Below are 22137 nucleotides of genomic sequence, written 5' to 3'. Positions count from 1 at the left end.
GAATGGCTGCAGTAAGAGATAATTTAATTGGAATTCAAGCGGATATAGCACAAGCTGCGGAGAGATCCGGCAGAAATAAAGAAGATATTCATATTATCGCTGTGACGAAGTATGTTACAATAGAACGAGCAAAAGAAGCAATATCTGTCGGGATTCATCACCTGGGAGAGAATAGAAATGAAGGCTTTTTAGCAAAATTTGCAGAGATCAGAGACAGTGCTGTTTGGCATTTTATTGGATCACTACAATCCAGAAAAGTAAAAGATATCATTCATCATGTCGATTATATTCATTCATTAGATAGAAAATCTTTGGCGAAAGAGATTAATAAGCGCAGTAAGAAGACAGTTCCTTGTTTTGTTCAGGTCAATGTAAGCGGTGAGGAATCGAAGCACGGATTGGCTGTAGAAGAAGTGGAATCTTTTATAAAGGATTTAGCTGCATTTGAGAATATACAAATTGTCGGTTTAATGACGATGGCTCCACATGTGGATAATCCGGAAGAAACCCGCCCGCTGTTTAAAAAATTACGTTTGCTAAGGGATCAAATCCAGAAATTGAATTTAGATTATGCACCATGTGAATACCTGTCTATGGGTATGAGTAACGATTATGAAGTTGCTGTAGAGGAAGGTGCTACACATATTCGGATAGGTACCAAGCTGGTCGGCAAAGAAATTTAAAGTGAGGTGCAGAGAATGAGCTTTAAGAAGAAGCTTAAAAATTATTTCACGTTGGATGATGAATATGAGTATGAATATGCTGAAGAAGAACAAAAAGAAGAAATACCTCAAACAAAGGAAAAAATGGCAGCAGGTAAGAATGTTGTGAATCTTTCCAGTATACAAAATACAAATTCCAAGGTTGTTTTAGCCGAGCCCAGAAATTATAATGAAGCTCAGGACATAGCAGATAATATTGTTAACAGACGTGCCGTTATTATTAATTTGCAGCGTGTGGATCATCAACAGGCAAAACGGATTGTTGACTTTCTGAGCGGAACGGTTTATGCCGTGAAAGGAGATATTCAAAAATTAGGGTCAGAGACCTTTTTGTGTACACCGGATAATGTAGAAGTATCTGGAAGTATTTCCGAAATGTTATATGAACAGCAAGATTATGATAAAGGATGGTAGCAGCAGATGTTGACACAAATCGTTTCACTAATAAGTTTTGGTTTAACCATTTATAGCTTTGCACTCATTGTGTATATTTTTATGTCCTGGTTCCCCGGGGCCAGAGAGTCCCAATTTGGAGAGCTGCTCGGGAAAATTTGTGAACCTTATTTAGAAATTTTCCGTAAGTTTATTCCGCCGCTTGGTATGATTGATTTTTCTCCAATTGTTGCGATTCTATTATTACATTTCGCAAGACAGGGTTTTGTACAAATTGCCATGATGGTTTAAGGAAAGAGATGGCTATGGAAGTTTATCAGCATTTTCGTAAAGAAGAGCAGCCTTTTATTGATCAGGTGCTTTCCTGGAAAGACCAGGTGGAGAGATCTTATATCCCGAAGCTGACTGATTTTTTGGATCCGCGTGAACAGGAAATTGTCCAGATGCTTTTAGGCACCAATCATGATGAACTGCAAGTGGCTGCCTTTGGCGGATCTGAATGCAGTGAGCGCAAAAGAATCATGATTGCACCTGTTTATGAAGCCATTACGGAGGATATATTTCAAATAGACCTTCTGGAGGCCGCTTATCCAGAAAAATTTGTAAGCCTGGAGCATCGGGATGTAATGGGTGCTTTTTTGTCTCAGGGTGTGAAGCGTAAAAAGCTTGGAGATATTACGGTGGCAGATGGGAAGATTCATTTATTGGCAGCGGGGGAGGTTGTCCCTTTTATCAAATTGAATCTAACATCTATTAAGAAATCCCGGATCTCCTTTCAAGAAAAGCCGCTTACATCTCTCATTGTAAAAAAAGAAGTCTGGAAGGAATACGATAAAACCATTTCTTCCTTGCGTTTAGATACCGTGATTAAAGAGATATATGGTGTATCCCGGAAGGATGCAGCTGTATTGATTCAAAAATTGCATGTGAAAGTAAATTATCGTGTTGTAGATGATGTGAAATTCCAATTACAAGAAGGAGACATGCTGTCTGTACGGGGAAAGGGCAGAAGCAAAGTAGTAGAGATTCGCGGGAGATCAAAAAAAGATAAGATTAAAATGACTGCTGCAGTTTTACAATAAAGATTAGAATGTTATAGAATAATCAAAAAGAGATATTGGAAGCTAAGTACCGATTTGGGAGGTGGAGATGGTGGCATTATCACCATTAGATATTCATAATAAAGAATTTGCAAGAGGGTTTCGTGGCTATGATGAGGATGAAGTTAATAAATTTCTTGACCAGGTAATGAAGGATTATGAAATCGTCATACGTGAAAGAGATGAATTGGACCAGAAGGCAAGAGAGCTTCAGGAACGATTAGGACACTTTACAAATATTGAAGAGACATTAAATAAATCCATTCTTGTTGCCCAGGAAACGGCCGAAGATATTAAAGGCAGTGCACAAAAAGAAGCCAAATTAATTATGAAGGAAGCGGAAAAAAATGCGGATCGTATTGTCAATGAAGCATTAAGTAAAGCACGAAAAATTTCGCTTGATGTAGAAGAGCTGAAAAAACAGGCGAAAGTATTCCGTTCAAGAATGCGCATGCTTGTTCAGGCACAGCTGGAAATGCTCGGCACGGATGACTGGGAAGAGCTGTTTGATACGGAAGTCGATGAAGATTTAGAATTGATGGAGCACGAATCTTAAAGGCTTGACTTAGGCTTGTATATTACATATAATTCATACAAGTATAATGTTTTTTGACACTTATTTCACATTAAAAGCTTCATGAACTTTATAGTGATACAATGAAAGAGAAAGTATAAAAGAATTTTCTGCATAAGCGAGTTGGGGATGGTGGAAGCCTAATACAGAAGCCTTTTAGAAAATCACTCTGGAGTAGCTGTTATGAAAATATGTAGTAACAGCCGTCTGTCCACGTTACGGATTTCGAGTGAATTTAATGCAGGCCATTAAATTTATAAGGGTGGTACCGCGAGTCTTCTCGTCCCTTTAGGGATTAGAGGACTCTTTTTGTATATAAAGTGAAACTTAAATACATTTCAATATGTAATGAACACTACAGGAGGGAATATTTTGGAATATAAACAAACATTATTAATGCCGAAAACAGCTTTTCCAATGCGTGGAAATCTGCCCAATAAAGAGCCTGAGCGCCAACAGAATTGGGAAGAAAACAATCAATATCAAAAAAGCTTAGATCGTACAAAGGACAGACCACTATTTATTTTACATGATGGTCCCCCTTATGCGAATGGAGATATTCATATCGGGCATGCACTGAATAAAATTTTAAAGGATTTCATTGTCCGTTATAAATCAATGACCGGCTTTCATGCACCTTATATTCCGGGGTGGGACACACATGGATTGCCGATTGAAACAGCATTGACGAAGAAAAAGAAAGTTAAGCGGAAAGAAATGTCCGTGGCAGAATTTCGCAGGCTTTGTGAAGAATATGCGCTTGGACAAATTGACAGTCAGCGTTCGCAATTTAAAAAATTAGGTGTACGCGGAGATTGGGATAATCCGTATATAACGTTAACAAGGGATTATGAAGCTTCCCAAATTAAAGTTTTTGGAGAAATGGCTCGTAAAGGCTATATTTATAAAGGTCTAAAGCCGGTTTATTGGTCTCCTTCTTCTGAATCCGCACTTGCAGAAGCAGAAATCGAATATCAGGATAAACGCTCACCTTCTATCTATGTTTCATTTGAAGTAACAGATGGAAAAGATGTCCTTGATGGCGGCGAGAAAATTATTATCTGGACAACAACCCCTTGGACGCTCCCGGCAAACTTAGGAATCAGCCTGCATCCTGATTTAAGCTATGTAGTGGCACAAGTGAATGATGAAAAGTATATCGTCGCAGAGGCTTTGCTGGAGGATGTTAAAGAAGTATTAGGCTGGGAAGATGTAACGGTTGTGAAGAAATTTAAAGGGCAGGAAGCGGATCGTGTCGAAGCACAGCATCCATTTTATGACCGTAAGTCTCTTGTCATGCTTGGTGAGCATGTTACGACAGATGCGGGAACAGGCTGTGTTCATACTGCTCCCGGCCATGGGGAAGATGACTTCTATGTTTCCCGTAAATACAATCTGGATACCTTCTGCCCGGTTGATGAGAAAGGTATCTTTACAAGTGAAGCACCAGGATTTGAGGGTTTATTCTATGACGAAGCAAATAAAGTCATTACCGAAAAATTGGATGAAAATGGCTCTTTATTGAAGCTGGATTTTATCACACACTCTTATCCGCATGACTGGAGAACAAAGAAACCGACGATCTTCCGTGCAACCTCACAGTGGTTTGCATCGATTAAAGATTTCCGTCAAAATATCCTTGATGAGATTAAAAGTGTTCACTGGTATCCGCATTGGGGAGAAACCAGACTCTATAATATGGTAAGAGATCGTGAGGATTGGTGTATCTCCAGGCAACGGGCTTGGGGCGTTCCTATTCCAGTATTTTACGGAGAAGATGGTACACCAATCATAACAGATGAAACCATTTCACATGTATCTGATCTTTTCCGCGAGCATGGTTCGAATATATGGTTTGAGAGAGAAGCGAAAGATTTACTGCCAGAAGGGTTTACATCTGAGCATAGTCCGAATGGCGAATTTACAAAAGAAGTCGATATTATGGATGTATGGTTTGATTCAGGCTCTTCTCATGAGGGTGTTCTTATGAATCGTGAAGACCATAAGCGTCCAGCTGACCTTTATTTAGAGGGCAGTGACCAATATCGCGGCTGGTTTAACTCCTCTTTGTCTACATCTGTAGCAGTAACAGGAAAAGCGCCGTATAAGAATATTGTCAGCCATGGATTTGTTCTTGATGGTAATGGCCGTAAGATGAGTAAATCATTAGGGAATGTCATTGTCCCTTCCAAAGTACAAAAACAATTAGGATCAGATATTTTACGTCTATGGGTAGCAAGTGTGGATTATCAGGCGGATGTGCGTATCTCTGACGATATTTTAAAACAAACATCCGAAAGCTATCGGAAAATCCGTAACACTTTCCGTTTCTTATTAGCAAACCTTGCTGATTTTGATCCTAATAAGGATCGTGTGAAGGATGAGGACCTGCAGGAAGTAGATCGCTATATGCTTTACCGCCTGCAGCAAGTGCTAAAAAATGCACGTGAGGATTATGAGCATTTTGAATTTGCTCCGGTAATCAATCAGATTCATAATTTCTGTGCAGTAGATTTAAGCTCCTTCTATTTAGATTTTGCGAAGGATATTCTATATATTGAAGCTGCAGATCATCCGCGCCGCCGCAGTATTCAAACAGGCTATTATGAAATTTTAACAACGCTTGTGAAATTATTAGCGCCGATTATTCCGCATACAGCAGAAGAAGTATGGGAATACATTCCAGGTGTAGAGGCAGAGACTGTTCACTTAACAGATATTCCTGAGCCCCGTCAGATTGCCGGTGCAGAAGGCATTGTCGGAAAATGGAATCACTTTATGGAAGTGAGAGATGATGTCCTGAAGGCTCTTGAAGAAGCTAGAGCAGAGAAGGTTATTGGAAAATCGCTGGAGGCTAAAATTACATTAGCTCCCCTTGATGAAGAGACAAAGCAGGTGCTTGAAAATGTAGCGCATCTGCATCAATATCTCATTGTTTCTGAAGCAGTTATTGCGGATGGAAAAGGTATTGGAAAAGCATATGATTATGTAGAAGTTGCTGTTGAAAAGCATTCTGGCGAAACATGCGAACGCTGCTGGGTTGTTTCTGATACAGTAGGAGAAGATAAAGACCATTCAACATTATGTGCAAGATGTGCCAGTGTTGTCAAAGAAAATTATACAAACTAAAACAAATAATGAGTCAGTCTTAAAATAAAAGGCTGGCTCTTTATTATGACATTATCTAAAGCATAGAGACTATAGAAATAAGGAGATTCCATTTTTTAAGCAGATGCAGCCTGACTCTATATCTATATTAGCAGGATGTACCCTTTCCTTATCGTTGTTTCTTGAAAATTACCAGCATAAAGGATAAGATAAAGAAAGCTTGGTAAAGCCAAGCCTGAAAAAGGCGCAGATTTGCCTTAGCCGGGACTGGGACCGGGATTACTCGTCCCACCGAAAAAACATTGGGGTTGCGATTATTCACCTTATAAAAAGCGTTGCACTTTCGCCGGCTCAGTTTAGTCCCATTGTGCGACCAGCGCCGATACTAGGACATTGTGTCCGTCGTACTTTATTCCTTGATCTTTTTATACTTTCTTAAAGTGTAAAAAAAGACTTCCTTAGATTGGAGAAATGAACATGTGGAGATACTATCTTATTGCCATTATCTTAATTGGAATAGACCAATGGACAAAGTGGCTAGTTGCAACAAAAATGGAAATAGGTGAATCGATACCAATTATTAATGACTTCTTCTATATTACCTCACATCGGAATTCGGGAGCTGCGTGGGGTATTTTAGAAGGGCAGATGATGCTATTTTATATCATTACAGTTATTGTGATTGCCGGATTAATTTACTTTTTACATACACATGGAAAACAAGATCGCCTGATTGCTGCAGGAGTTGGTGTATTGATAGGCGGAGCGATCGGGAATTTCATCGATCGTATCTTATTTCAAGAAGTAGTAGATTTTGCAAACTTCTATATTTTTAATTATAATTTTCCGATATTCAATGTCGCTGATGCTTCACTGACAATTGGTGTAGTGATTGTAATGATTGCAATTATAATGGATGAGAGAAAGCGGGGGAAAGCGAAAAAATGACAGTAAACCAGCACACAGTATCAGAAACAGAGCATAAAAAAAGAGTGGATAAAATTCTATCTGATTTATTGCATGACCATTCACGTTCGCAAATTCAAGGCTGGATTGAAGAAGGCAATGTGAAACTGAATGATGAAGTCGTAAAAGCAAATCAAAAATGCCAAACAGGTGATATGATCACCTGGGAAATTCCAGAAACAAAGCCGCTTGTACTGGAGCCGGAGAATATTCCTTTGGACATTGTCTATGAGGATGAGGATCTGCTGGTGGTTAACAAGGCGAAAGGAATGGTTGTCCATCCTTCCGCAGGACACCATACGGGAACGCTAGTACATGCATTATTGTACCATTGTAAGGATTTATCTGGTATCAACGGTGTGGAGCGCCCCGGAATTGTACACCGGATTGATATGGACACCAGCGGGCTGTTAGTTGTAGCCAAAAATGATTTTGCGCATCAGCATTTATCAAAGCAGCTGCAGGAAAAGCAATTAAAAAGGATCTATGAAGCAATTGTTCATGGGGAAATTGGTCATGAGACTGGATTGATTGATGCACCTATCGGCAGAGATCCGAAAGATCGTCAAAAAATGGGAATTGTCGAAAGTGGAAAACCAGCCGTAACACATTTCCGTGTGCTGGAGCGTTTTCCGAAGTACACCTATGTGGAATGTCAGCTGGAAACAGGAAGAACGCATCAAATACGGGTTCATATGCAATATATTGGTTTTCCACTTGTAGGTGATCCGAAGTATGGACAGCGGAAGTCATTAGATGTACACGGTCAGGCACTGCATGCGAAGCAAATTGCTTTTATACATCCAAGAACAGGGGAGCAGATGGAATTTGAAGCTGCACCACCTGCCGTCTTTACAGAAACACTTGACCAAATCCGCAAAATGTATTGACAGACCCGTCATATTCTGACATACTAAGGAAGAACAAACGAAGACCTTTAAAAATAGTCCTGTGAGGCTAGGAAGGATACGAATAGCTAGTTTACTTATGGTATGCGTATGCCCTTTTCCATCAGCAGGAAAAGGGCTTTTTTGTACGGAAGGAGCGGGCTAAGATGAAGAAAAAAACAGAGATTCTCGATGCTGCTGCAATAAATAGAGCATTGACCAGAATGTCCCATGAGATTCTGGAAAAGAATAAAGGTGGAGAGAACCTTGTTTTAATTGGAATCAAAACAAGAGGTGTTCCGCTGGCAAAAATTATTCAGGAAAAAATCAAACAGATTGAAGCGATTGAGGTTCCTTTTGGCGAATTGGATATTACGATGTACCGGGATGACTTGGAGAAAAAAAGTAATCATGAGGACCCGCAAATCAACTCGGTTTCCATTGACATGGATATAACAAACAAACAGGTGATTCTGATTGATGATGTTCTTTATACAGGAAGAACTGTCCGTGCGGCAATGGATGCAGTGATGGATGTCGGCAGACCGGCAACGATTCAGCTTGGTGCTTTAGTAGACCGGGGACACCGTGAGCTGCCTATTCGGGCTGACTATGTAGGTAAGAATATTCCTACTGCTGAACAAGAAATAGTTGTTGTCCAGCTGAGTGAAGAAGACAAAATTGATCTTGTATCTATTTATGAAAAGAATACATGATAACTTTTAATCAGATCCAGAGAGATTTGAAAGGTTGTTAAGGAACGCGGATGCTTATTTCAGGTATTCGTCTGACTCTCTGCAGCCTTTTGCAGGGAGTTTTTTAATTAATAAATATAAAAAATGACACCGAAAAGGGAGAGATGAATCGTGAAACATTTTATTTCGATGCAACAACTTTCGAAGGAAACGATGAATCAAATTCTTAAAGAAGCTGAATTAATAAGAAAATCACCAAAAACCATTAATAAACAGTTATTTGCTGCAAATCTTTTTTTTGAACCTAGCACACGAACTAAAATGAGTTTTGAGGTTGCCCAGAGAAAGCTTGGTTTAGAAGTACTGAATTTGTATGAAGAAGGGTCGAGCCTGATAAAAGGCGAGTCATTGTATGACACAGCGAAAACCTTTGAAGCGATAGGTGCGGATTTCCTAGTTGTCCGTCATCCATCTGATTATTGGATGGATGAAATTGAAGAAGAGGGGCAACTGAATATTCCTGTCTTCAATGCAGGCTCAGGAAAGGAAGAGCATCCAACACAGTGCATGCTGGATTTACTGACAATGTACCAGGAATTTGGAAACGTTGAAGGGAAAAAGGTTGTTATCGCAGGTGATATTATACACAGTCGTGTAGCGAAGTCAAATGCACGTGCTCTGGAAAAACTGGGAGCTGATGTTTATTTTAGTGCAGCACCGGGGTTTGAAGATCACTCACTGCCTTTTCCATATATTACAATGGATGAAGCGGTAGAAATTGCAGATGCATTAATGTTATTAAGAATTCAGCATGAGCGTCATATTCATAAAACCGAAACGGATGATTATCTCTCTCTTTATGGATTAACAATGGAAAGAGCAGCAAGAATGCAAAAGCATGCTATTATTATGCATCCTGCTCCAATTAATAGAGGAGTCGAGATTGATACAAGGCTTGTTGAGAGTAAACAGTCACGTATTTTTAAACAAATGGAAAATGGCGTCTACGTCAGAATGGCTATTTTAATACATGTACTGAAAGAATGGGGGATTATTAATGAGAACGATATTAACGAATGCAAAGCGCTTAACATCATCTAATGAACTGATAGACTGTGAGATTTTGATTGAAGACGGCAAAATACGGAAGGTAGCTCCTGAAATAACCGAACAGGCTGATCAAACCATTGATGCAAAAAATAATCTTGTATCCCCAGGTCTGATAGACGTGCATATTCATTTACGCGAACCGGGCGGTGAATATAAAGAGACGATCGCAACAGGCACACAATCTGCAGCAAAAGGCGGATTTACAACCGTTTGTTCTATGCCGAACACGAACCCGGTTCCTGATAATGTCGATACGCTGGAACAGCTGCAGCATAAATTTAAGGAGGATGCTGTCGTTCGGGTTCTTCCATATGCATCCATCACCAAAGGATTAAAAGGGGAAGAACGTACAAATATTAAAGAGCTGTTTGAGCAAGGTGCATTTGCTTTTACAGATGACGGTGTAGGTATTCAGACAGCTAATCAAATGCTTCAGGCTATGAAGGAGGCAGCTGCCTGTGGTGCGGCAATTGTTGCTCATTGTGAAGATAACTCCATTGTTTATGGCGGGGTGACACATGATGGAGAGGTAAGCAAGCGGCTCAATCTTCCAGGAATCCCATCCCTAAGTGAATCTGTGCAAATTGCCAGAGATGTTTTATTAGCAGAAGCAGCTGATTGCCACTACCATGTATGTCATGTCAGCACAAAGGAATCTGTCCGTGTGATTCGTGATGCGAAAAAAGCAGGAATAAAGGTAACTGCAGAGGTTTCACCGCATCACCTGATTCTAAATGAAACAGATATTCTTGAAAATGATGCACATTTTAAGATGAACCCGCCGCTCAGAGGAACAGATGACCAGCAAGCACTTATCGAAGGCCTTTTAGATGGAACACTTGATTTTATCGCAACAGATCATGCTCCTCACGGCGAGGAAGAAAAAGCAAATGGATTCTTAGAAGCGCCATTTGGTATTGTTGGATTAGAGACGGCCTTTCCATTGCTGTACACACATTTAGTACAGAAAGATGTTTTAAACTTATATGAATTAATTGATAGAATGACAAAAAAACCGGCAGATGTTTTCGGACTTCCTTATGGAACAATGGAAGAAGGTGCAGCTGCAGATTTAACAATTATTGATTTGGAAAAAACAGCAAAAATTGATCGTTATCAATTTGCTTCTAAAGGTAAAAACACTCCATTCCATGGCTGGGAGGTAACAGGATTTCCAGTCTTGACAATGGTAAACGGTAAAGTCGTATTTAAGGAGGACAGCGATGCGTAAATGTCACTTGATTTTGGAAGATGGAACAGTTTTCGATGGATACGGTTTTGGAAGCGAAGAGGCTTCAAATGGAGAGATTGTATTTAATACTGGAATGACTGGATATCAGGAAGTTATTACAGATCCTAGTTATTGTGGACAATTTGTAACGATGACATATCCTTTAATCGGCAACTATGGGATAAACAGAGATGATTATGAAACGGTTACCCCCTTTATTCACGGTTTAATTGTGAAAGAGTATAGTGAGCAGCCTTCCAACTTCCGAAATGAAGAGACAATTGACAGTTTCTTGAAGGCGAACAATATTCCGGGCATTGCCGGAATTGATACAAGAAAATTAACACGCATTATTCGTAAGCATGGAACAATGAAGGCAGCTATTATTGCTGCCGGCGAAGATATCGGGCAAGCATTAGAAAACTTAAGAACGGCTGTATTCCGGACGGATCAGGTAAAGCAGACATCAACAAGCAAGCCTTATGTAGTTCCGGGCCGGGGAAGCCGTATCGTATTAGTAGATTTTGGCGCAAAGCATGGAATTCTTCGTGAATTAACAAAACGTGATTGTCAAATTACCGTTGTACCTTATAACTATCATGCAGAGGATATTCTGCGTCTGCGTCCGGACGGTATTATGCTGACCAACGGACCGGGAGATCCAAAGGATGTACCAGAAGCAATTGATATGGTTAAAGGGATTTTAGGGCAGGTGCCGATATTCGGAATCTGCCTTGGACATCAGCTTCTGTCCTTGGCTTGTGGAGCTGATACAGAGAAAATGAAATTTGGGCATCGGGGAGCGAATCATCCGGTAAAAGATTTAAAAACCGGTAAAACGTACCTGACTTCCCAAAACCATAGTTATGCGGTGAATCCGGCTACTTTAGACAATACAGGACTTGAATTAACACAGGTTGCCATCAATGATGGAACAGTAGAAGGGGTAAGACATACCACTTACCCTGCGTTTTCCGTACAGTACCATCCGGAAGCATCTCCAGGACCGGAGGATACAAATTATTTATTTGATGAATTTTTAGAGCTGATTAAGCAGCAAGTGAAGAAGCAGGAGGTTCATATTCATGCCTAAACGTACAGATATTCAAAAAATTCTCGTCATTGGATCCGGTCCAATTGTTATTGGACAAGCAGCAGAGTTTGATTATTCTGGAACACAGGCTTGTCAGGCATTAAGAGAAGAAGGGTACGATGTTATCCTGGCTAACTCTAACCCGGCAACGATTATGACAGATAATGCAGTTGCAGATAAAGTATATATGGAACCTTTAACCGAAGAATTTTTAACAAAAATCATTCGTAAAGAGCGTCCGGATGCTATTCTGCCCACGCTTGGCGGACAAACTGGCCTAAATCTTGCCATGGAGCTTGTCCGTAAAGGAACTTTAAAAGAGCATCATGTACAGCTGCTGGGAACAGCACCAGAATCGATTCAAAAAGCAGAGGATAGAGAACTGTTCCGTACTTTGATGAATGAATTAAATGAACCGGTACCTGAAAGTGAAATTGTACATACCGTAGATGAGGCTGTAGCTTTTGCGAATGTAATTGGCTACCCATTAATTGTCCGTCCGGCATATACCCTTGGCGGTACAGGTGGAGGAATGTGCTATAATGAGGAAGAGCTCCGTGAAATTACACATAACGGACTTGTACTTTCTCCGGTTAATCAATGCCTAATCGAACGGAATATTGCCGGTTTTAAAGAGATTGAATATGAAGTGATGCGTGATCATAAGGATCAGGCAATTGTAGTTTGTAACATGGAAAACATTGACCCGGTAGGAATTCATACCGGGGATTCTATTGTTGTTGCACCATCACAGACATTAAGTGACCGTGAATATCATATGTTACGTAATGCTTCCTTAAAAATTATTCGTGCTTTAGAAATTGAAGGTGGCTGTAATGTTCAGCTGGCGCTTGATCCATATAGCTTCCAATACTATATCATTGAAGTGAACCCGCGTGTCAGCCGTTCATCAGCCCTGGCTTCTAAAGCAACGGGTTATCCCATTGCCAAAATTGCAGCGAAAATTGCAGTCGGTTACACATTGGATGAAATCATTAATCCAATTACCGGTAAAACCTATGCCATGTTTGAACCGGCATTGGATTATGTTGTAACGAAATTCCCGCGGTTTCCATTTGATAAATTTACCTCAGGAGACCGTCGTTTAGGAACGCAAATGAAGGCAACCGGGGAGGTAATGGCCATTGGCCGTAATCTGGAAGAATCATTACTGAAAGGTGTACGTTCCCTGGAAATGGGAACGGAGGAGCTTTACCTTGCCAAAGCAGAAGAAATAGATGAAGACACATTGAATAAACGTTTGAAGCGTGCAGATGATGAACGTATTTTCCTGTTAGCTGAAGCACTGCGCAGAGGTTATTCCCTGGATGAAATCTTTGCTATCACAAAAATCGACCGCTTTTTCTTAAACAGCTTAAATAAAATAATTGAAATAGAAAAAGCATTAATCAAAAACAAGCATGATATTGCTGTGTTAAAACAAGCAAAGGAATCAGGTTTTGCAGATGCCCAAATCGCCCGTCTTTGGGATATTTCCCTGGATGAGGTGTATGCATTAAGAAAAGAAAAAAATATCCTCCCGGTTTATAAGATGGTAGACACATGTGCAGCAGAATTTGAATCGGAAACACCGTATTTCTACAGTACGTATGAATCGGAAAATGAATCTGCGGTAACTGGCCGGAAGAAAATCTTAGTGCTCGGCTCCGGTCCCATCCGAATTGGTCAAGGGATTGAATTTGATTATGCAACGGTTCATTCTGTATTGGCGATTAAAGAGCTCGGCTATGAAGCTATTATTATGAATAATAACCCGGAAACGGTATCTACCGATTTCACGATATCCGATAAGCTTTATTTTGAGCCGCTCACGTTAGAGGACGTCATGCATGTAATTGAACTGGAAAAACCAGAAGGCGTTATTGTACAGTTCGGCGGTCAAACAGCCATTAACCTTGCTGCCGGGCTGGAGCGCCGCGGTGTAAAAATTTTAGGAACAGGTCTGGAAGCAATTGACCGTGCGGAGGATCGTGATAAATTTGAAGTTTTATTAGATGAGCTTGATTTACTCCGTCCACAGGGAAAAGCAGTGCCAAAGCTCGACCAGGCCATTGAAACAGCAAACAAAATAGGCTATCCGGTCCTTGTCCGTCCTTCTTATGTCATTGGCGGAAGCCGGATGGAAATTGTTTATAGTGAACAAGAGTTAGAGAATTATTTAGCGAAGTCAGATCATATTGACTCCGCACATCCCATTTTAATAGATAAATATTTGACTGGGATGGAAGCAGAGGTAGATGCGATCAGTGATGGGGAAACAACAATTATTCCTGGAATTATGGAGCATATTGAACGTGCCGGTGTTCACTCTGGTGACTCCATGGCCGTATACCCGACCCAGCGCTTAAGTGAATCTGTGAAAGAAAAATGTTTAGATGCTGCGGTTAAAATCTCAAAAGCACTAAATGTAAAAGGATTAATCAATATCCAGTTCATTATCCGCGGTGAAGATGTTTACGTACTTGAAGTAAATCCAAGAGCCAGCCGAACGATTCCTTTCTTAAGTAAAATTACTGGTATAACGATGGCAAACATTGCGACCAAGTGTATATTAGGGGAGCAATTATCCGATATGGGCTATGAAACAGCTATTTTACCTGAACAGGAGCTTGTTTCTGTGAAAATTCCGGTATTCTCTTTTGAAAAGCTGCACAGTGTGGATACGATTCTTGGACCGGAAATGAAATCTACCGGAGAAGCAATCGGCTACGATAAAACATTAGAAAAAGCATTATATAAAGGATTGATCGCTGCCGGATTAAAAGTTCCGCAAGAAGGCGGTGTGCTATTAACAGTTGCTGATAAAGATAAGGCAGAAATGCTGGAAGCAGCCGAACGATTCCATCAGCTTGGATTTGTACTTTATGCAACAGAGGGTACAGCAGCTTATATCTGTGAACAAGGAGATATTCCAGTTGTGAAGGTAGGTAAGGTTGGATTAGAAGGACCGAATGTGCTTTCGATCATCGATGAAGGAAAAGTACAATTTGTTATTAATACACTTAATTCCGGACAAAAGCCCAGGTCAGATGGTTTCTTAATCCGTCGTGCAGCAGTAGAGCATGGGATCGCCTGCTTAACAAACCTGGATACAGTCAATGCGATTATTAATGTAATTGACTCTACAACATTTACAGCAAAACCAATCAGTAAGCAAAAGGTGATACAATGATGAAGAAAAAATATGAAATGAAAGTACTATCCGTTGAATTTATTGCGAAAGAGACAATTGAAATGGAATTGTATCAGCCAGAGGTTAGTAAACAAACAGTTCCGGGACAATTCTTACATTTGCTTGTCTCCGGCTTTACCTTAAGAAGACCAATTTCTATTGCAAAAGTAGATCCACAGGCAGGAACAGTTACGATTTTATTCAAAATTGTTGGAGATGGAACAAAAGCATTAGCTGCTTATCAGCCTGGAATGACAATCAATGTGCTTGGTCCGAATGGAAATGGCTTTTCTATCGACGATGTAAAAGATGGAGAACGTGTCCTGTTAGTAGGTGGAGGAATCGGTGTTCCTCCTATCTATCATTTTGCGAAACGTTTAAGTGAAAAGAACGTGGATCTTATTGCAGTTTTAGGCTTTCAATCAAAGGACTATGTTTTTTATGAAGAAGCATTTAAGGAAATAGCAGAAACATATGTGGTTACCAATGATGGTTCCTATGGGTATCAAGGGTTTGTAACACATGTATTCCCGGAAGTTGGCGCTTTTGATCAATATTTCAGCTGTGGACCGCTGCCAATGCTTCGGGCAGTGACAACTGAATTAAAAGATTCGAAGGGGAAAGTGTCCCTGGAAGAGAGAATGGGCTGCGGGGTCGGTGCATGCATGGCATGTGTGCTGCCGACAGTGGATAACAGCTACAAGAAGATTTGCAGTGATGGACCAGTATTTTCTGCACAGGAGGTTATTTTATGAACCTGGAGGTAAAATTACCTGGACTGACTTTAAAAAATCCGGTTATGCCGGCATCAGGCTGCTTTGGATTTGGCAAGGAGTACAGTGAATTCTATGATTTAAGCCGTTTAGGTGCTATAATGATGAAGGCGGCAACGCAATTTGAACGCTTTGGAAATCCTACCCCGCGGGTGGCAGAAACCTCCTCAGGCATGTTAAATGCGATTGGGTTGCAAAACCCGGGTGTAGAAAGAATTATTGCAGATGAGGTTCCTAGACTGGCAGAATATGATATGTCTATTATTGCAAATATTGCAGGGAGTTCTTTAGAGGAATATATTTTTGTTGCCGAAGCATTTAATCAGACTAAAGATGTTCATGCGTTGGAATTAAATATATCCTGCCCTAATGTAAAAGAGGGCGGCATTCAATTTGGAACCGATCCGGACATGGCTAAAAAGGTTACAGCAGCAGTAAAAGAGGTAAGTAATCTTCCTTTGTATGTAAAGCTGTCACCTAATGTGACAAATATTGTTGAGATGGCAAAAGCAGTGGAGGAGGCTGGAGCTGACGGACTGTCGATGATTAATACATTAACAGGAATGAAGCTTCATCTGCCAACCGGGAAGCCGCTGATTGCCAATCAGACAGGTGGATTATCAGGAGCAGCCATTAAACCAATTGCGATCCGGATGATTTATGAAGTGCGGCAGCAGGTATCGATTCCGATCATTGGCATGGGCGGTATTTCTACGGCAGAGGATGTACTGGAATTCTTACAGGCTGGTGCAGATGCAGTTGCAGTCGGTACGGCAAATTTCCAAAACCCTTTTGCCTGTGTAGATATCATTGATGCACTTCCAGAAACATTAACCAAATATCAATATACCTCTGTCCAAGATGTGATTGATAGAAGGAGTGTGCAGGTATGAGCGTCTTTGTTGCATTAGATTTTCCAACGTGGACAGAAACAGAACGGTTTTTAAAAGAAAATGATTTAGCAGGTGTTCCTGTAAAGGTAGGCATGGAGCTTTTTTATCGGGAGGGTACGGCAATTATTGAAAAATTGCAGGCCGATAATCACCCGATCTTTCTTGATTTAAAGCTTCACGATATTCCCAATACCGTTCATCAGGCTATGAAAAATATTGCTGCTTTAAATGTGGATTTAGTAACAACACATGCTATTGGCGGTAAAGAAATGATATATCAGGCAAAGCAAGGCTTGGCAGGTTCATCTACCAAACTGATGGCAGTGACAATACTTACTTCGATGGATGATAATACTTTAGGGCAGGAACTTGGCTTACCGGGAAATGTAGAAGAGAATGTCATCCGTTTTGCATCTCTAGCAAAAGAAGCCGGAGCAGATGGCGTTGTCAGCTCTGTTCATGAGGTGCCGCTGATTAAAAAGCACTTGGGCAAAGACTTTTTATCGATAACGCCTGGTATCCGCCTGGCTGATTCTTCGCAAGATGATCAGAAGCGTGTGGCAACTCCTGAAACTGCCAAAAAACTTGGCAGTGATTTTCTGGTTGTCGGCAGAAGTATTACAAAAGCAGAAAATCCGAGAAAAGCATATGAACAAGTAATGAAGGAGTGGCAGCATGGAGAGTAATATAACAAAAGATTTATTAGCAATTGGAGCAGTACAATTAAGCGTAGATAACTATTTCACATGGACATCCGGATTAAAATCACCTATCTATTGTGACAACCGTTTAACCATGAGTTATCCTGCTGTCCGAAAAAAAATTGTGAAGGCATTTGCCGAAATGGTGAAAAATAGTGATACAAAGCCAGAAGTAATTGCCGGCTGCGCAACTGCCGGCATTTCGCATGCAGCCTGGCTGGCAGCAGAGCTTGATTTACCAATGGTGTATGTACGTTCTAAACCAAAAGGACATGGGAAAGGCAATCAGATTGAAGGTGCATCTGTGGAAGGGAAAAAGGTACTCGTTATTGAGGATCTGATTTCCACCGGCGGATCATCGATTCAATCTGCACAGGTGCTCGAGCAGGAAGGTGCTGAAATTACAGCAGTATATTCCATTTTCACTTATGGGCTGCCAAGAGCACAGGAAGCATTTGCGGAAGCTGGCTTCTCCTATCAATCGATCAGCGGCTTTGATCAGCTGTTAGAATTACTGTTAGCAGAAAATAAACTTACAGAGAAAGAAAAAGAGACGGTACTTGCCTGGAGAAGTGAATTATAAGAGAAAATAAAGGATGTGAAACGTGAAATGGTTTTACATCCTTTATTTTCTTGTTAAAAGCTTATAAAAATGAGGTGTCGTTAGCTATTATTCGCAGATAGCGAACGCCACGGTTTTAATTAACGTGGACTAAAGGATTTTGATGGGTTGATTAAGCATGGCCGACATAGCCTGAAAAAGATTAGAAATATCAGGTGAATGACGATTTTTATTTTGATAGGAGGTCTTAAGCTTGAGTATACATTTTGAATTGAAAAGAACTGTTCAGGTATCCAGAGAAGATACTTATAACAGTTTATTGGATCTCGAAGCTGCGAAACAGTGGATGCAGGGATTGGTAAGAATAGAGCGTTTGGATGAGGGGCCACTGGAAGCGGGAAGCAGGTGGAGGGAAACAAGAAAGATGTTCGGAAAAGAGGCTACAGAACATTTTGAGGTTGTTGAGATAGATGAGCCTAGTAAGATTGTACTGCGTTGTGATGGGACAAAAGGAACAACAGGTAAAGGAGAATTTATATTTACTTATCAGCTTGCTTCAGCGGGTGACATGACACATACAGAAATTATCCTGCATGGAGAGATAAATGGACTTACTGGATTATCTAGATTTTTCGGTAAAATGATGGCAGGAAGTTTTAAAAAGGCTTGTGCAAAAGATTTGGATCAGCTTATTGCGTATTTGGAGAAGTAAGTACCGTCTCAATAGTGATGGAATTAAATGCTGAAGAGGAGCGTCTACGGTTGCAAATATATAAAGAGTCTGAAGAAAATGTAACTAACCTGCTAAGATTGGTGGACAAACTTAGCAGGTTTGATTTTAATTACATACTACTCTTTAATCGTTTTAAAATCCGATGGTAGTCATCCAGATCAATCCCCGGTGCAAATTGCTCTGGAAGCTCTGGAAAATCAGGTACAGCAGCTCCTTCAGGCATACCGTCAATTACTTTTAACGTTTCACCAGTTTCCGGATTTTCTCCTTTCCAAATCTGGTTGATATCCCGATAATCTTTCTCTCCCCATGTATACAGCACGTTATACAGTCCTTGATCCATGAATTTTCTTGCGTAATCAAACTGGTTATTATCCAGGCTTGGAACAGGCAGCATTTTACCAACGTTTACTCCTGTAGCTACTTCAATTGCTTTTGCATAAGCAATAATATGTGTCCCGCCACGAACAAGTAAGTAGCCGATCATTTCTAATGCCGTTGGATGTGTCGTCATTTCATACACACGCATCTTGTGGTTTCTCGCACCGATTTCCAGTAAATAATTAGCAAGAAGATCTTCGACGAGTGTGCCACTATTATTTACATAAGATCCATTCCATGGTCTTCCCATTCCGTCTCCCGGATAGGCTGTTTGAGCAGTGGTTGTAAAATGGGTGGAGTAACGGGCATCTTTTCCATTTTGTAAAGGAGCAGTGTCGGGATCACCGGGAACTGTATTGCCAATAGACAGCAGATTAATCGCATTGGCAACTAATTCAACATGACCAAATTCTTCAGCTGTAATACTTGCAATTAAATCATAGAAAGGCTTTAGCTTTTGTTTGCCCCGAAAATTAAAAGATTGAAACATATAATTATTCAATGTGGACATTTCACCAAATTTGCCTCCCATTAGCTCCTGAACTGCGGCAGCGGCGTTCATATCACCATGCTCTGGAACAGGCAGATCGATAGCGATCTTATTCACACGTTTCATCATAAGTTTTATGCCTCCATCCGTAAATGATAAGCCTTACTATCGTATGTTGGATAGAGCTTGGTTTATGCATCCTTTACTTCATGAAACCAGATGATTTGAGCTGTCCGGACATAGAAGGATGAACCTCCCATACGGATAACGATAAAGTCCGGCATAACCCTTTTTAATACCCCTCGTACAGAGCCTCGTACTGTTTGGACGGCAAGCGGTTTATTTTGAAGCTCTGTTAATGCTTCATAAACAAATGGATCACTGATACTCCATTTCTTACTCATTATGCAACACTCCTTTTCTCAAAACCAGTAGCAGTATATGCATGAAAGTAAAAATGTGTATTTGTCTATTTAAAATTTTCTTTTCATTGAAAAGTGCAATGCCTGGAGTCTGTGATAAATCAGCCAGTAATTCGATTTGTATATACTTACTTTTCCCACATGCTTATCCACTCATCAATAGCAAAGGATTGAATTCTATCTTTTTCCTTTTGTAGACGGATACATTTTTGCAGCTTTTCATCAGCTGTTTGTATAAATTGGATAACTTGCTGGCGTGTTTCCTCTGTATCTGTTGTCCGATGGAGCCAGTCTTGAAAAGGAAGTTCTTTGATTCGTATATCCTCCTGCAGAAGAGTAAACGAATATGTGGAGAACAGTTTCTTCCATTCTGAAATTTTTTTGGCACGTCCATGGCTTGGATCACGCATTGCTTCCAGCTGATTTAAAAATTGATCTTCTGCTTCATCCTCTGAAGCAACATTATCGACAAATAAGCATTTTCCTCCAGGTTTTAAAACACGATATGCTTCCTGAATGAACTTTTCAGGATGTGGAAAGTGATGTGCTGCAATACGACAAGTGACAATATCAAAGGAATGATCGAGAAATGGAAGCTCTTCCGCATCAGCAATCATAAAAAAGATGTTATCGTTCTCATTTATGCTGTTTCGGACATTTGTCAGCATAGACGGTGTTAAATCGGTCGCAATGACCTGTTTGGCGGAGGGAGCTAATGTTTTGGCGACCTGCCCTCCACCTGTCGCAACATCTAAAATAATTTGTTCACTGGATGGGTTTAACCACGCAGCGATTTTTTGTAAAGCGGCCGGGTTACTGTGTGTGCGGCTGTTGACATAAGCATCTTTTCGTTTGGTAAATAGTTCTTTGTTTAATTGTTTTTTATCCATTTAACATACTTCCTTTCAGTATAAGGTTGAGAAAATCTTCTTAAATTAATGTTATATGCTATAATGAAATAAGTAAAATACTATATTTTAATCAAAAATGATAATCTATACTTATTGGAGGCTTTTGTTATGCGGATGGATGATTACGAAATCCTGTTAAAACTTTATGAAATCGGCACAATAAGGGGAACAGCAAAAGCTATCCTTATTTCCCAGCCGGCAGTTACACAGCGTTTAAAATACATGGAGGGCTATTTTGGGGAAACGATATTTATACGGACATCGAAGCGGCTGCTGCCGACACCGGCCGGAGAACAAATTATTCAGCATGCCAAAGAAACGGTAGAGAAGGAGCGGCAATTTAAAAACCGTTTGGCGGAGACAGGAGCAGAAATACAAGGGACATTATCGATTGCCTGCTCTTCGCTAATCAGTCAGCGTTACCTGCCGGCTATTCTAGGGGAGTACACTGCTGCCTATCCAAAGGTAACAATTGATTTAGTAACAGGAATCAGTGAAAATATTAAAAAAAATCATAAGCAATATCACGTATGTATTATTCGTGGTGAAAAATTAAAAGAAACGACTTCTGTGCATCTATTTGATGATCCGCTCTATATTTTTGATACTGAGCCTTTTCCGGAACATGCCTTAAAAGAAAGATCTATTATCTCCTTTAAAAGCGATGACAGTATGCATGAACTTGTGGACAGCTGGTTATTTGACCAGCAGAATTATATTAAACCGCAGAAAAAGATGACAGTAGACCAGATTGAAACCTGTAAACAATTTATGAAGCAGGGAATTGGCATGGCTGTATTGCCGGGCAGTGTCTCGAATCATTTGAAAGAGCACTATCCATATATACCTTTATTTTTAGACAAAAAAGCAGTGACACGTGATACCTGGGTCTGCTTTCAGGAAGGAATCCGCCAGCTCCCGCAGGTTGATCATTTTCTTCGTTTACTGGAAAACTATGATTTTATCGCGGATTGAGAGAGATGTAACTTCTTGAAAGAAATTAAAATCTTGATTTGAAAGTTGGCGTGGCATGAAGCTGCGTCAACTTGAATCAAACTAGCAGCAGGTCGAAGAGCAAATCACAGCAACAAAATCAATGTTTGAATCATTAGTATGGGAAAACGGACTTGCTGTTGGAACAATGGAAGAACACTCAGATTATTTAGTTGAAATATTAAACTGGAATAAATATATGTTGA

22 protein-coding genes and 1 other annotated feature are annotated in these 22137 nt (G+C 40.3%); of the genes, 19 read left to right on the top strand and 3 right to left on the bottom strand.

The window, feature by feature from the left end; genetic code table 11:
- Nucleotides 1–2 precede the first annotated feature (2 nt).
- The 18 genes from FLK20_RS10275 (at nucleotide 3) to FLK20_RS10190 (ending at nucleotide 18713) form a co-directional block, all read left to right on the top strand.
- Nucleotides 3–683, top strand: coding sequence for a YggS family pyridoxal phosphate-dependent enzyme (locus FLK20_RS10275; RefSeq protein ID WP_152656466.1), 681 nt, complete (start codon nucleotides 3–5; stop codon nucleotides 681–683).
- A gap of 15 nt (nucleotides 684–698) precedes the next feature.
- Nucleotides 699–1136: a cell division protein SepF gene (locus tag FLK20_RS10270; RefSeq protein WP_152656465.1), complete on the top strand. Its 438-nt coding sequence runs from the start codon at nucleotides 699–701 to the stop codon at nucleotides 1134–1136.
- Nucleotides 1137–1145: 9 nt separating this feature from the next.
- Nucleotides 1146–1406 (top strand): YggT family protein, encoded by a 261-nt coding sequence (locus FLK20_RS10265; RefSeq protein WP_152656525.1) that lies wholly within the window; start codon nucleotides 1146–1148, stop codon nucleotides 1404–1406.
- Nucleotides 1407–1420: 14 nt separating this feature from the next.
- On the top strand, nucleotides 1421–2197 hold the full coding sequence (locus FLK20_RS10260; protein ID WP_152656464.1) for a YlmH family RNA-binding protein: 777 nt from the start codon (nucleotides 1421–1423) through the stop codon (nucleotides 2195–2197).
- A 70-nt stretch (nucleotides 2198–2267) separates the two neighbouring features.
- Nucleotides 2268–2771 (top strand): DivIVA domain-containing protein, encoded by a 504-nt coding sequence (locus FLK20_RS10255; protein WP_152656463.1) that lies wholly within the window; start codon nucleotides 2268–2270, stop codon nucleotides 2769–2771.
- Nucleotides 2772–2863: 92 nt separating this feature from the next.
- Nucleotides 2864–3080: a binding site (T-box leader), on the top strand.
- 81 nt (nucleotides 3081–3161) lie between these two features.
- Nucleotides 3162–5918, top strand: a complete 2757-nt coding sequence (gene ileS / locus FLK20_RS10250) for an isoleucine--tRNA ligase (protein WP_152656462.1) — start codon at nucleotides 3162–3164, stop codon at nucleotides 5916–5918.
- A 456-nt stretch (nucleotides 5919–6374) separates the two neighbouring features.
- Complete coding sequence (gene lspA, locus FLK20_RS10245; protein ID WP_152656461.1) at nucleotides 6375–6845, top strand: signal peptidase II; 471 nt, start codon at nucleotides 6375–6377, stop codon at nucleotides 6843–6845.
- Nucleotides 6842–7753: an RluA family pseudouridine synthase gene (locus FLK20_RS10240; protein WP_152656460.1), complete on the top strand. Its 912-nt coding sequence runs from the start codon at nucleotides 6842–6844 to the stop codon at nucleotides 7751–7753. Before lspA ends, FLK20_RS10240 begins: the two co-directional genes overlap by 4 nt.
- Nucleotides 7754–7917: 164 nt before the next feature.
- Nucleotides 7918–8466, top strand: a complete 549-nt coding sequence (gene pyrR, locus FLK20_RS10235) for a bifunctional pyr operon transcriptional regulator/uracil phosphoribosyltransferase PyrR (protein WP_152656459.1) — start codon at nucleotides 7918–7920, stop codon at nucleotides 8464–8466.
- A 150-nt stretch (nucleotides 8467–8616) separates the two neighbouring features.
- Nucleotides 8617–9546 (top strand): aspartate carbamoyltransferase catalytic subunit, encoded by a 930-nt coding sequence (locus tag FLK20_RS10230; protein WP_152656458.1) that lies wholly within the window; start codon nucleotides 8617–8619, stop codon nucleotides 9544–9546.
- Nucleotides 9503–10786 (top strand): dihydroorotase, encoded by a 1284-nt coding sequence (locus FLK20_RS10225; protein WP_152656457.1) that lies wholly within the window; start codon nucleotides 9503–9505, stop codon nucleotides 10784–10786. The genes FLK20_RS10230 and FLK20_RS10225 overlap by 44 nt, the downstream gene beginning before the upstream one ends.
- Entirely contained in the window at nucleotides 10779–11879 is a 1101-nt protein-coding gene (locus tag FLK20_RS10220; protein ID WP_152656456.1) for a carbamoyl phosphate synthase small subunit, read from the top strand. Before FLK20_RS10225 ends, FLK20_RS10220 begins: the two co-directional genes overlap by 8 nt.
- The gene (carB, locus tag FLK20_RS10215) at nucleotides 11872–15072 is read left to right on the top strand and encodes a carbamoyl-phosphate synthase large subunit (RefSeq protein ID WP_152656455.1); all 3201 of its coding nucleotides are present in this window, start codon (nucleotides 11872–11874) and stop codon (nucleotides 15070–15072) included. The genes FLK20_RS10220 and carB overlap by 8 nt, the downstream gene beginning before the upstream one ends.
- Nucleotides 15072–15827 (top strand): dihydroorotate dehydrogenase electron transfer subunit, encoded by a 756-nt coding sequence (locus FLK20_RS10210; protein WP_152656454.1) that lies wholly within the window; start codon nucleotides 15072–15074, stop codon nucleotides 15825–15827. Before carB ends, FLK20_RS10210 begins: the two co-directional genes overlap by 1 nt.
- Entirely contained in the window at nucleotides 15824–16738 is a 915-nt protein-coding gene (locus FLK20_RS10205; RefSeq protein ID WP_152656453.1) for a dihydroorotate dehydrogenase, read from the top strand. Before FLK20_RS10210 ends, FLK20_RS10205 begins: the two co-directional genes overlap by 4 nt.
- Entirely contained in the window at nucleotides 16735–17424 is a 690-nt protein-coding gene (gene pyrF / locus FLK20_RS10200; protein WP_152656452.1) for an orotidine-5'-phosphate decarboxylase, read from the top strand. The genes FLK20_RS10205 and pyrF overlap by 4 nt, the downstream gene beginning before the upstream one ends.
- The gene (gene pyrE, locus FLK20_RS10195; protein ID WP_152656451.1) at nucleotides 17414–18022 is read left to right on the top strand and encodes an orotate phosphoribosyltransferase; all 609 of its coding nucleotides are present in this window, start codon (nucleotides 17414–17416) and stop codon (nucleotides 18020–18022) included. The genes pyrF and pyrE overlap by 11 nt, the downstream gene beginning before the upstream one ends.
- Nucleotides 18023–18254: 232 nt before the next feature.
- On the top strand, nucleotides 18255–18713 hold the full coding sequence (locus FLK20_RS10190; protein ID WP_152656450.1) for an SRPBCC family protein: 459 nt from the start codon (nucleotides 18255–18257) through the stop codon (nucleotides 18711–18713).
- Nucleotides 18714–18843: 130 nt separating this feature from the next.
- Here FLK20_RS10190 and FLK20_RS10185 read toward each other — a convergent pair whose 3' ends face one another.
- The 3 genes from FLK20_RS10185 to FLK20_RS10175 all read right to left on the bottom strand — a co-directional run bounded on the left by FLK20_RS10185 (nucleotide 18844) and on the right by FLK20_RS10175 (nucleotide 20917).
- Entirely contained in the window at nucleotides 18844–19734 is an 891-nt protein-coding gene (locus FLK20_RS10185; protein ID WP_152656449.1) for a manganese catalase family protein, read from the bottom strand.
- A 62-nt stretch (nucleotides 19735–19796) separates the two neighbouring features.
- Entirely contained in the window at nucleotides 19797–20009 is a 213-nt protein-coding gene (locus FLK20_RS10180; RefSeq protein WP_152656448.1) for a YuzF family protein, read from the bottom strand.
- A gap of 146 nt (nucleotides 20010–20155) precedes the next feature.
- Nucleotides 20156–20917: a class I SAM-dependent methyltransferase gene (locus tag FLK20_RS10175; RefSeq protein WP_152656447.1), complete on the bottom strand. Its 762-nt coding sequence runs from the start codon at nucleotides 20915–20917 to the stop codon at nucleotides 20156–20158.
- A 129-nt stretch (nucleotides 20918–21046) separates the two neighbouring features.
- Here FLK20_RS10175 and FLK20_RS10170 point away from each other — a divergent pair, with 129 nt between their 5' ends.
- Nucleotides 21047–21913 carry a LysR family transcriptional regulator gene (locus tag FLK20_RS10170; RefSeq protein WP_152656446.1) on the top strand — a complete coding sequence of 289 codons (867 nt, stop codon included), beginning with the start codon at nucleotides 21047–21049 and terminating at the stop codon, nucleotides 21911–21913.
- The last annotated feature ends 224 nt before the right edge of the window (nucleotides 21914–22137 follow it).

The sequence above is a fragment of the Oceanobacillus sp. CFH 90083 genome, from assembly GCF_009389585.1.
Lineage (GTDB): Bacteria > Bacillota > Bacilli > Bacillales > Amphibacillaceae > Oceanobacillus.
This window is presented reverse-complemented; position numbering and strand designations above follow the sequence as displayed.

What these genes read in the sequence shown, in the direction of transcription:
- FLK20_RS10260 (WP_152656464.1), top strand. Translation starts at nt 1,421, where the DNA reads ATGGAAGTTTATCAGCATTTTCGTAAAGAAGAGCAGCCTTTTATTGAT.
- FLK20_RS10220 (WP_152656456.1), top strand. Translation starts at nt 10,779, where the DNA reads ATGCGTAAATGTCACTTGATTTTGGAAGATGGAACAGTTTTCGATGGA.
- FLK20_RS10185 (WP_152656449.1), bottom strand. Translation starts at nt 19,734, where the DNA reads ATGATGAAACGTGTGAATAAGATCGCTATCGATCTGCCTGTTCCAGAG.
- FLK20_RS10270 (WP_152656465.1), top strand. Translation starts at nt 699, where the DNA reads ATGAGCTTTAAGAAGAAGCTTAAAAATTATTTCACGTTGGATGATGAA.
- FLK20_RS10275 (WP_152656466.1), top strand. Translation starts at nt 3, where the DNA reads ATGGCTGCAGTAAGAGATAATTTAATTGGAATTCAAGCGGATATAGCA.
- pyrF (WP_152656452.1), top strand. Translation starts at nt 16,735, where the DNA reads ATGAGCGTCTTTGTTGCATTAGATTTTCCAACGTGGACAGAAACAGAA.
- FLK20_RS10205 (WP_152656453.1), top strand. Translation starts at nt 15,824, where the DNA reads ATGAACCTGGAGGTAAAATTACCTGGACTGACTTTAAAAAATCCGGTT.
- pyrE (WP_152656451.1), top strand. Translation starts at nt 17,414, where the DNA reads ATGGAGAGTAATATAACAAAAGATTTATTAGCAATTGGAGCAGTACAA.
- FLK20_RS10175 (WP_152656447.1), bottom strand. Translation starts at nt 20,917, where the DNA reads ATGGATAAAAAACAATTAAACAAAGAACTATTTACCAAACGAAAAGAT.
- pyrR (WP_152656459.1), top strand. Translation starts at nt 7,918, where the DNA reads ATGAAGAAAAAAACAGAGATTCTCGATGCTGCTGCAATAAATAGAGCA.
- FLK20_RS10240 (WP_152656460.1), top strand. Translation starts at nt 6,842, where the DNA reads ATGACAGTAAACCAGCACACAGTATCAGAAACAGAGCATAAAAAAAGA.
- FLK20_RS10180 (WP_152656448.1), bottom strand. Translation starts at nt 20,009, where the DNA reads ATGAGTAAGAAATGGAGTATCAGTGATCCATTTGTTTATGAAGCATTA.
- FLK20_RS10170 (WP_152656446.1), top strand. Translation starts at nt 21,047, where the DNA reads ATGCGGATGGATGATTACGAAATCCTGTTAAAACTTTATGAAATCGGC.
- carB (WP_152656455.1), top strand. Translation starts at nt 11,872, where the DNA reads ATGCCTAAACGTACAGATATTCAAAAAATTCTCGTCATTGGATCCGGT.
- lspA (WP_152656461.1), top strand. Translation starts at nt 6,375, where the DNA reads ATGTGGAGATACTATCTTATTGCCATTATCTTAATTGGAATAGACCAA.
- FLK20_RS10210 (WP_152656454.1), top strand. Translation starts at nt 15,072, where the DNA reads ATGAAGAAAAAATATGAAATGAAAGTACTATCCGTTGAATTTATTGCG.
- FLK20_RS10225 (WP_152656457.1), top strand. Translation starts at nt 9,503, where the DNA reads ATGAGAACGATATTAACGAATGCAAAGCGCTTAACATCATCTAATGAA.